5 protein-coding genes are annotated in these 10,593 nt (G+C 68.9%); 1 reads left to right on the top strand and 4 read right to left on the bottom strand.

Going from position 1 to position 10,593, the window contains the following annotated elements; genetic code table 11:
* Positions 1 to 130 precede the first annotated feature (130 nt).
* Entirely contained in the window at positions 131 to 841 is a 711-nt protein-coding gene (locus ACZ6ZD_RS17810; protein ID WP_465673336.1) for a TetR/AcrR family transcriptional regulator, read from the top strand.
* On the opposite strand, the gene ACZ6ZD_RS17805 is transcribed toward ACZ6ZD_RS17810, so the two are convergent.
* From ACZ6ZD_RS17805 to pulA, 4 genes are all read right to left on the bottom strand, one after another.
* On the bottom strand, positions 838 to 2,166 hold the full coding sequence (locus ACZ6ZD_RS17805; RefSeq protein WP_465673334.1) for a hypothetical protein: 1,329 nt from the start codon (positions 2,164 to 2,166) through the stop codon (positions 838 to 840). The genes ACZ6ZD_RS17810 and ACZ6ZD_RS17805 overlap by 4 nt on opposite strands.
* Positions 2,167 to 2,197: 31 nt before the next feature.
* A complete protein-coding gene (locus tag ACZ6ZD_RS17800; protein ID WP_465673332.1) occupies positions 2,198 to 3,373 on the bottom strand; it encodes an ArgE/DapE family deacylase in 1,176 nt (391 codons plus the stop codon).
* Between the two features lie 71 nt (positions 3,374 to 3,444).
* Positions 3,445 to 4,806 (bottom strand): serine hydrolase domain-containing protein, encoded by a 1,362-nt coding sequence (locus ACZ6ZD_RS17795; RefSeq protein WP_465673330.1) that lies wholly within the window; start codon positions 4,804 to 4,806, stop codon positions 3,445 to 3,447.
* Between the two features lie 33 nt (positions 4,807 to 4,839).
* Positions 4,840 to 10,473, bottom strand: coding sequence for a pullulanase-type alpha-1,6-glucosidase (gene pulA, locus ACZ6ZD_RS17790; RefSeq protein ID WP_465673329.1), 5,634 nt, complete (start codon positions 10,471 to 10,473; stop codon positions 4,840 to 4,842).
* Between the last annotated feature and the right edge of the window lie 120 nt (positions 10,474 to 10,593).

Genomic DNA, 10,593 nt, shown 5'->3' with positions numbered 1-10,593 from the left:
CCTTCCACGCCCCACTGGCTCCACGATTGGTGGGTGGGAAGGGGGGGTGGTCGCCGGGGGGGACGCGTGGGGTATGGGACCCGGCTGCGAACGATGTTCGTTAACGAACATCGTTCGCTACAGTGACCTCGTGACCCAGTCGCCGTGGCAGCCGGTCAGCCCGCCGAAACCACCGCGCCCGGCCAGGGAGCCGCTGACGCGGGAGCGGATCGTGGACGCCGCGATGCGGCTGCTCGTCGAGCACGGCTACGACGCGGTCTCGATGCGGAAGGTCGCTCAGCAGCTGGGCACCGGGCAGGCGTCGCTGTACGCGCACGTGGCGAACAAGGGTGAGCTCGATCAGCTGCTCGTGAATCGGGCCGCCGAGCAGATGGAGTTCCCGGCCGCGGCGGATCCGGAGCGCTGGCAGGAGCAGCTCAAGGACTGCATGCGCGAGATGCTTAGCGTGCTGCGGGCGAACCCGGGGGTCGCGCGGGCCGCGATCGGCCAGGTCCCGCTGGGGGAGCCGGCGCTGCTCAGCACCGAGAAGTTCCTCGCGATCCTGAAGGCCGGCAAGCTGCCTGATCAGGCCGCCGCCTGGGCGGTCGACCTGATCCCGCTCTACGTCACCGCGGTCTCGTTCGAGGAGACCGTGCAGAGCGCCTCCGCGTGGACGCCTGCGGATCGGGAGGCGTACGTCGGCCGGATGCGCAGCTACTTCGCAGAGCTGCCGGCCGACCGGTTTCCGTTCACTCTGGCGCTGGCCGGCGCCCTGACCTCGGGCACCGGCGGTGACGAACGCTTCGAGTTCGGTCTCTCGGTCATCACCGCCGGCCTCGCCTCACTGGCCGAGAAGCCCTAGCTGGCCTGTTCGACGGTCAGCTCATCGGGCTGGATCGGCCACGGCACCCGCCGCCGCAGCTCCAGCTCGTACGTCGCGCGGCGTTCCGCCACGATCGGGCGCAGGTCGGCCTGTGACCGGACGTCGCGCAGGTCGAGGAAGAACACATCGGCCGGGGTGTCGAGCCGGTCGGCCGCGACCAGCTCCGCGCCGACCATCCGCAGCTCGCGGCGGGCGGCGGCCAGGATCCGGACCAGCAAGTACTTCGGGGTCTCGCGCAGGGCGGCCAGCTTCCGGGCGCGACCGAGCGCGAACCGCGCGATCCGGCCGCGCACCAGGCCGACCCGGGCAGCCAGCTCGGCGATCTTCCGCTCGGCCGCCTCGGCCCGGGCCGCCAGCCCTTCCGGCGCCTCGGTGGCCCGCAGGTGATCGGCCAGGACGGCGACGATCGGGGCCGGGTCCTCCGACCAGCGCGGCGTCCCGAGATCGAGCTCCGTCACGCCGCGGTGCCCGTGCTTGTTGAAGAACTCGACCAGCCCGTCCTGAAGGACGGCGGGCAGCGCGCCGATGCGGTAGTTGGCCGCGACTGTCTCCGCGGGGTCGTCGAGCGCGCGCACCGACTGCTCGTCGGTACGGACCCGCTCGGCCAGCGCCCACAGCTCGAGATCGAGCTCGGCCGTGAGGTCATGACCGCGCAGGACGGTCTGCAGGTCGCTGTGGTGAACGGCCTTGCCGAGCGCCTTCCGAGCGAGGTCGGTCAGCGCGACCCCGGCAGCCGGTGCGGGCGGGAGCCGATGCAGCAGCGCCGTCGCTTCGGTGCGTAGCAGGCGCTCGACGAAGTCCAAGCGGGCCGCCGTCGAACGGGTCGCGGCCCCGAGCAGTGTGGTGACGCGGGTCGAGGCCCGGCGGACACGCCAGTGGGCCGAGGACGGCGCGACCGCGGTCGACAGCGCCCGGAGACGGGACCGTCGGCCGTCGATCAGCTCGGACAGCGACGTCCCGATCAGCCGCAGGCCGTCGAGGCCCATCGGCGTCGTCGGCTCGGGCACGCCGTGGGCGAGGCTGAGCCGGAGGTCGACCCGCGCCGTCGGGCCGTTCATCCGCTGGACGGCGACCGTCCGCTGCTCGCCGGCGCAGTAGCGCCGGACGGCGTCCACGACCGCGTCCGGGCCGACGACGTCCAGGGAGATCTCCCCGGACGACGACCGCACCGCGACCGGTACGTCGGCGCCCAGCCGCGCGTACGCCGTCCGGAGCTCCGCGGCGATCTCCGCGGGCAGACCACCGGTCGCCGTCACGCAGAAACCGTCCGTGTCGAACTGCTCCAACTCCACCCAAGCACTCATCAGCAGGCCCCTTTCCAGCAGAGTGTTCGGATCAGGTCAGCAGCCGGATGGCCGCGAGAACGTAGGTACGGGCGGCGATCACCAGCTCCGCGATCGGGACCGACTCGTCGGCGCGGTGCGCCTGGTTCAGCACCGAGCCGGGGCCCAGGACGACGACGGGCAGGCCGAGGTCGCGTGCGACGTACCCACCGTCGCATGCCGCACCCCAACCGGCCAGTGGCAGCTCCGGCCCGCCGGCCTCGCGGCGCGCGGCCTCGGCGACGCGCACCAGCTCGGCGTCGGCCGGCGTCTCGAACGGCGGCATTTCCATCGGCATGTCCAGGTCGACGGTGAGCCCGCGATCGGCCAGCCGCAGCGCGGCGACGCGGTCGCGCAGGTCGGCCAGGACGGCAGCGGGAGACTCGCCGGGCAGCAGCCTGCGGTCGGCGATCAGCACGCACTCGGCCGGCACGATCGAGCCGCCGGTGCCGCCGTTGATCTGGCCGACGCTCCAGGTGGCCGGGCCGAGCAGCGGGTGCTCGGCGTCCGCCAGCTCGGCGTGCAGACGCTCGATCTCGGCGATGATCGCGGCCGCGCCGTAGATCGCGTTGGCGCCGTCCTTCGCGTTCCCCGCGTGGACGGCGCGACCGTGGACGGCGACGCGCAGGTAGGAGTCGCCGCGGGCCGCGATGATCGTCTGCAGGTCGGTCGGCTCGGCGGTGATACAGGCGGCGTACTGACGTTCGTTGGCCGCGAGGAACGCCTGGATGCCCTTGCCGGTCTCCTCCTCGTCGATGACCGCGGCGAGCTCGACCGGGCCGGAGAGCCCGGCCTCGCGGAGCGCGGCGAGCGCCGCCACCGCGGCAGCCAGGCCGCCTTTCATGTCCGACGAGCCGCGCCCGTAGATCCGGCCGTCCGCGATCTCGGCGCCGTACGGATCCTTCGTCCAGCCCTCGCCGACCGGGACGACGTCCGTGTGCCCGAGCAGCAGCAGCCCCGGCCCGGCCCCACCGGGGACGGTCAGACTGATGTTGTCCCGCCCCGGCTCGACCGTCGAGGTCGTCACCTCGAGCCCCAGCTCCGCGCCGACAGCTGCCAGGACGCCGACCGTCGCGGCCTCCTCACCGGGTGGATTCTGCCCGGTCGCCTGGACCAGCGCCGTGCAGACGCGAACGAGTAACTCCTCGTCGATCCGGTCCAGCGCGGCCTGTTCCTGGGCGGTTGTCATAAGGCAAGCCTAAGCAACAGCCGGGACTCCGGTCCGGCGAGCCCGGCTGTTAGCTGATTTGTCAGGAGGGCTCACTCCGAGGTGATGCTGAACTCGGTCGGCCCGAACGACACGTTGAGCTCGCCGTCGACCGTCATCCGGCCGCTGTCGATACGGCACCGGAACCGCCCGGCGAAGGGCGTGTCGAGCCAGCGGACGGTGGCCACGAAAGCGTCGCCGTCGCCGTACGCGCTGGTGACGACTCGCTCGCTCTCGGCCGGGAGCCAAGCGCCGGGCGCGCAGGTGAAGGCGGCCGTCTCGGGCTCGCTGCGCTCGGTCACCAGGAAGGTCAGGACGGCGGTGCCGTCGGCATCCCAGCGGACCGACCGGAGGAAGCCCGGGTTCGGCGTGAAGGTGTAGGTCTGCCCGTTGCCGGCCTGCGGAGCCGGACCGGACGGCGGCGCGAGCTCCAACTGCTCGGGCCGCGGAACGGGCGCGACCTCCTTGCCCTCGAGCGCCGGCAGCAGATCGGACCAGACGGTGTCGAGAACGGCCTGCATGTTCTCGGTCGCGCCGGTGGTGATCAGGACGGCGTCATGGTCGGGGAAGGCGACGACGAACTGGCCGAAGGCGCCATCGGCCCGGTAGCTGTTGTTTCGGCCGCGCCAGAACTGGTAGCCGTAGCCCTGCTGCCAGTCCGGATTGTCGGAGTTGGAGTTGTCGACCTGCTTGGCCGTCGCCGCCTCGAACCACTCGGCAGGCACCAGCTGCTCGCCGTTCCACCGGCCGCGCTGCAGCACCAGCTGACCGAACTTGGCCACCGATTCGGTGTCCAGACTGAGCCCCCAGCCGCCGAAGCTGATGCCCTCCGACGAGGCGCCCCAGCTCGCGTCGGTGATCCCCAGCGGCTCGAACAGCCGCGGCTGCAGGTAGTCGAGCAGGGTCTCCCCGGTCAGCCGCTGCACGATCGCGGACAGCAGGTACGACGCGCCGCTGTTGTAGACGAACCAGGAGCCGGGCTCACGCTCGACGTCCAGACCGAGGAAGACCTTCACCATCCGCCGGTCGTGGGTGAGCCGGCCGACCGTGTCCTCGTCGTGGCCGGTCGTCATCGTGAGCAGATGCCGGACCGTCATCGCGGCCAGGTGGTCGCTGATCGTCTCGGGCAACTCATCGGGACCGAAGAACGAGACGACCGGGTCGTCGACCGACAGCAGCCCGGCCTCGACAGCCAGGCCGACAGCGGTCGAGGTGAAACTCTTCGAGACCGAGAAGAGCAGATGCGGATCGGCCAACCGGTACGGCGCCCATTCCTGCTCGAGCACGACCTGGCCGCGCCGCAGCAGCATCACGGTCTGGATCTCCTGGTCGGACGCGTCGAGCGCGGCGACGAACGCATCGATCGCCGCACTCGACAGCCCCTGGTCTTCTGGTGCACTCCGCGGAAGGGTCACGACCAGCACGCTATCCCTTGCCACTGACAAATCTCAGTGCTGCAGGACGACGACCGATCGCGCGGGCACCTGCACCGAACCGGTCGCCGCGTCCCAGGTCGTCTGCTTCAGCACCGGATCCGAGCCGTTGGCCTGGATCGGCGACAACTTGAGCGACTGCCCGGCCAGCCCGGGCACTGTCTGCGTCACGGTCGACCCGGTCGTGTTGAAGACGACCAGCACTCCCTTGAGCTTCGGGTCGACGTTCGGGCCGATCGTGTCGTCGATCCGCATCGTCACGACACCAGGCGTCGTACCACTCAGCGGGAAGCTGAGCTTGGCCTTGATCAGGTCGGCCGAGCCGAGCCGGAAGAGCGGGGTCGAGAACCGGAGCGCGAGCAGGTCGGCCGCAGCGGCCGAGGCGGTCTGTACGTCGGTCGCAGTCGGCTTCAGCGCCGGATTGCCGAGTATCGGCCGGATGTAGTCCCACTTGGCCTCGTTGTCCGGTTTCGGCGGCAGTCCGTGCCCGAAGCCGTTGTCGGCGCCCGTCCAGTCCAGAGTGTTGAACCAGTCGCCGGAGTCGTAGCTGTTCCGGTCTAGGGACTTGCTGCGCAGCATGTCCGCGCCTGCGTGCCAGAACGACGGTGTCTGGGCGAGTGCGGTGGTGGCGAGCGACAGCGTGTTCATCCGGATCCGGTCCGGCATCGGGAGGTCGGTGGGCAGCTTGTAGGTCAGGCTGTCCCACAGGGTCTCGTTGTCGTGGGCATCGACGTACGTGACCACCTCGTCAGGCTGATCGGCGTAACCGGCGGGGGAGCCGTTGTAGTCGACGCCGTCACCACGGACGGTCGCTCCGGTCTCCGCGGAGCGGAACGTGAACGACCGCAGGTTCGCGGCCAGGCCCAGCTGGACCAGGTCGGTGTCGTGCGCCAGCCGTTTCGCGCGCTCGGCTTCGGAGCCGTTGATCGGGTCGCCGTTCGGGTCACTGGCCGCGCCGGAGCCGAAGCCCTGGACGCGCGGGTTGTCGTCGAACGGGCCACCGCCGCGGACGGCGTCCCGGAGGCGGTCGGAGAACGTGCCGATCCCGGTACCGCCCAGGTTGCCCTGCCGGGCCTGGACGAAGAGAGCGTCGTCCGCGACCTCGCCGAAGTTCCAGCCCTCGCCGTACAGGTAGACGCGTTTGCCGTCGACGCCGTCCTTGGCGAGTGTCAGCTTGTCGAGTGCGGCCCGCACCTTCAGCATGTTCGCCTTGGTGTGGTGGCCCATCAGGTCGAAGCGGAAACCGTCGACGCGGTAGTTGCGCGCCCAGCTGACAGTGCCGTCGACCATGATCTTCTCGGCCATGGCGTGCTCGGTGGCGATGTTGCTGCAGCAGGTCGAGGTCTCGACCTTGCCGGTCGCGTTCAGCCGCTGGTAGTACCCGGGCACCACCTTGTCCAGCACGGACGTCGGCGCCTGGCCGGCTGCGGGTGTGTGATTGAAAACCTGGTCGAGGACGACGCGCAGTCCGGAGCGGTGCAGTCCGCCGACCATCGTGCGGAACTCGGCCACTCGGGCCAGACCGTCCTTCTGAGTTGCGTACGAGCCTTCAGGTGTCAGCCAATGGAAGGGGTCGTAGCCCCAGTTGAAACCGTCCTTGGCGGCTACTGCGCTGACGCAGGCCTGCTGCTGGTCGGAGTCCGCCGGTAGCGCCTTCAGATCGCACGCAGGTGTCTGTTGGCCGGTCTCCGGGATGGAGGCGATGTCGAACGTCGGTAGCAGGTGGACGGTGTTCAGACCGGCCGCTGCGAGCTTCTTGAGGTGCTTCGTCCCGTTGCCCTGGTCAGCGAAGGCCAGATAGGTCCCTCGGTGCGCTGCGGGCACGGTCGGGTCGCTGATCGAGAAGTCCCGGACATGCAGCTCGTAGATGGTCGAGTCGACCGACCGGGCCAGTTTGGGAGCCGGAGTGTTCGACCAGAGCGCAGGCTTGCCAGCTGGGTCGTTCAGGTCGACTGCGACCGAGTGCGTCGAATCTGTCGTCAGCGCGACCGAGTAGGGATCGGTGACGACGTTCTTCTCGACCTTGCCGGTACTGGGTGCGTAGACCGTCACCTCGTAGCGGTACAACGAGTTCTTGCGTCCGCCCCTGACACTCCACGATCCGTCCTCGTTGGAGCGCATCGGCAGCCGCTGCGACCCGATGAGCAGGTTCACGTTCTGAGCGGTTGGCGCCCACAGCGTGAAGGTGGGGGTGCCGCCGCTCCAGCTCACTCCGTAGGTGCGGTTGGCCGCACCCTTGTAGACGTCGTCGAGCACGCCGGGGATCTGCACGCCGGTGGCGTCCAGGAGCCGACCGGCATCGTCGTACTGCGCTAGTCCCAGCTGGCCGGTCAGGATGCGGCGTACGTCCGCGTGGCCGAGTCTGAGTGTTGTATAGCCCGGTCGGACCGTTCTGGCGTCGTACCGCAGGCCGGCCGACGTACCGCCGATGTCGTCGGCATCGATCTTCAGACCGCCGGTGGTCGACCAGTGCAGTCGCCAGCGAGACCGCTCCGGGTTCGGGACCGCCGGTACGGCGAGGGTGTGGCGATCGAGCCAGTAGGCCTTGGCCTGGCTGAGGTCCGGCTGCGCACCGGGCTTGGACGTCGTCACAGTGAGCGTGTGGGTCGCGATGGCGTACGAGAACGTGACGACCAGCCCGTCCGCCGGGACTGTGACCGGCACGTTGTTCGCCGGGTAGCTCTCGTCCCAGGAAAGGTTGTGCGCGACCTTGGCCTCATAGGCGCCTGCTCCGATCTCACTCGTCGACCAGGTGTACGTACCGTCTCCATCGGTGTCCGTCAGCCAGGGTCGCATGCAGGCCGGATCCCAGTCGCCCGGACAGCCCAGCTCGGACTGGAACGAGCCTGGCACCGTGATGATCGGCCCTTCGGCACTGGACGTCGCATAGTGCCGTCCATGCTCGTAGTAGAACGTAATCGGGCCGTTGGGCGCGGTGTAGGAGATGTTGGCGCCGTTCTGGTTGCCTCCGGCACCGTAGTTCTCGTCCCAGTTCTTGTTCAGCGCTGCCTTGTACGCATGTTCGCCCGCGGGGATCGTGTAGGTGTGTTTCCACACCTTGTCCTTCGGGTCGAGTTCGAGCTGTGCCTGGTCGCAGTCCGGTGACCAGTCCGCCGGGCAGCCCATCTCGCTGTTGTGGTCACCGGGCACGCTCACATTGGCCGGTTGGACGACCGGTCCGGTGCTACCGCCGCCTCCCGGCTTCGGGGCGTCGCCGACCACGCCGTACGAACCGGAAACCGAGTAGTGGCCGGCGGAGTCCCGCAGGACGGCGCGGTACTCGAGCAGCGTCCCCTTCGGCACGCCGGCCACGTCCTGGAAGACGCGGTACGGCGCGTTGTCGTCAGAGCCGAGTCGCTTCCAGTCCGTCGTACCGACAGGGCGGTAGCCGAATGTCACAGTGACTGGGGTGTTAGCCGGAACGGCCGCACTGATCTCCGCACGGCCGCCGACCGTCCCACCGGGCTCGGGTGCACTCAGATAGACCGCAGGCGCCTTGTGCGGCCGCGGAACCTTGTTCCGTGCTTGGTACACGCTCACCGAGAGAGGCGCTTGGCTGAGCAGCACCCGCCCTTCACGGTCAGTCCGCACGGCCTTGGTGCCGCCGTACACCGGCTTCAGCCAGGTGTTCGGTCCGTACGTCGGAACGGTCGCTGTCTTGGCTGTGGTCGAGTTGTTGGCCACAACGACGTACTCGACGTTGTCGGCACCTAGACGACTGAACGCGTACAGGCCGGCGGAGTTGGACGAGTAGCGATGCACCTGGCGTCCGTCGGACAGCGCGGGGTACTTCGACCGCAGCTTCGCCAGAGCCGCGATGTGCTTGTACATCGGGGCATTGACGTCGAACCGGTCCTTGCTGCCGATCGTCGTCGTGCCAGTGCCGTCGACCACCTCGTCGTCGACGTAGTCCGCGGTCTTGGTGGCGAACATGTCCTGGCGGGCGTCCTTGTCGCCGCCCGGTCCGGTGAAGCCCTGCTCGTCGCCGTAGTACACGACCGGCTGGCCGCGGGTCAGGTACATCAGGGAGTGCGCCAGCTTGTCCCGGGCGAGCAGCTCCGGGCCGTTCGCACCGCCCTGCTTCAGGAACGTTCCGACGCGGCCCATGTCGTGGTTGCCGAGGAACGTCGGCAGTTGGTACGCATTGGAGTCGGCGTCGGTGTAGTAGTCGTCGTTCGCGTAGAAGTCGCGCAGCTTGGCGCCGGCATCGCCCTTGGCGAACGTCACCGCGTTCTGCTGGAAACCGAAGTCGAGCGTCGCCTGCAGCGCGCCGGCGGTGGTGTAGGTCGACATGAACTTCGGGTCCGCGTCGAAGACCTCGCCGAACATGAAGAACTTCTTCGACCCGGCGGCCTTCGCGGCGGCCAGGACCGCGGGGGAGAACTTCTGCCAGAACTCCAGGTTGACGTGTTTGACCGTGTCGATCCGGAAGCCGTCGATCCCGAGCTCGGCCCAGGTCTTGTAGACGTCGATCATCCCGTCCCGGACCCGCGGCTGCTCGGTGAACAGGTCGTCCAGCCCGACGAAATCGCCGTACTCCGCCGATTCGCCGGCGAAGGTGGAGTCGCCGCGGTTGTGGTAGAGCGTCGGGTCGTTCAGCCAGGCCGGGACCTTCACGGTCTCGTCGGCCGGGGTCTTGAAGACCGGCACGTTCGGGAACGAGGTGTTCCGGTCCAGCGCCGGGAAGGTGTCACCGCCGGCGTAGGCCTTGTCGTCGAACACGTTGCCCGCCGCATCCTTGTAGGGCGACGCCGACTTCGGGATGTAGCCGTACTGACCGGACTCGTACGCGATCACGTCCGCGGTGTGGTTGGTGATGATGTCGAAGAAGACCTTCATCCCCTTGCGGTGCGCCAGATCGATCAGCCGCTTCATGTCCGCGTTCGTGCCCAGGTGCGGGTCGATCTGGGTGAAGTCGGTGATCCAGTAGCCGTGGTAACCCGCGCTGACATCAGCACCGGCGCCCTGCACCGGCCGGTTCTTGAACGACGGAGTCAGCCACAGCGACGTCGTACCGAGCGACTTGATGTAGTCGAGCTTCTGGATGACGCCGGCCAGGTCACCGCCGTGGTAGAAGCCCTTGTCCGTTGGGTCCAGACCGGTCTGCAGCCGGTCGCCGGTCAGACCGCCGGCGTCGTTGCTCTTGTCGCCGTTGGCGAACCGGTCCGCCATCAGAAAGTAGAAGCGCTCCTTGGTGAGGTCCTGACGCAGGCTCGGCGCTGACAGCGCCTTGTCGGCCGGAGTCACCGCCGGACCGGCCAGCTGCACCGGTTTGACCGACACGACATGCGTCTTGTCGTCGTAGCTGAAGGACAGCTTGGCCGGCCCCTCGATCCGCAGTGGGATGTTCGGTCCGTTCAGGACGCCGCCCGCGCCGTAGTTCTCGTCCCAGCTGCCGTTGACCGCGACCTTGTACTCGTACGTCCCAGCCGGGACGTCGAACACCTTCGCGTACGGCGCCGCACTCCCGAGACTGCTCGCCGGGCAGGCCGGATCCCAGTCGGCCGCACACCCCAGCTCGCTCTGGAGCGACCCGGCCAGCGTGACGACCCGCTCCGCGCGCACCTCCGCCTGTGCCGGGACCTGCAGCCCCACAGCGACCATCGCCGCCGCGGCGAATCCCGCTGCCCACCGCCTGAAACCACGCATTGCGCATCCCCTCCCGTGCCGGTCCCCGGGGACGCTAGCCCGCTGTCAAGGGGCAAGGAAGGCTTCGAACGTCACAAAACCGACAGTCCTCATCGAAAGGATTGCAGAGAGGTATAGACC

Source organism: Kribbella sp. NPDC104218 (assembly GCF_055584105.1).
This window is presented reverse-complemented; position numbering and strand designations above follow the sequence as displayed.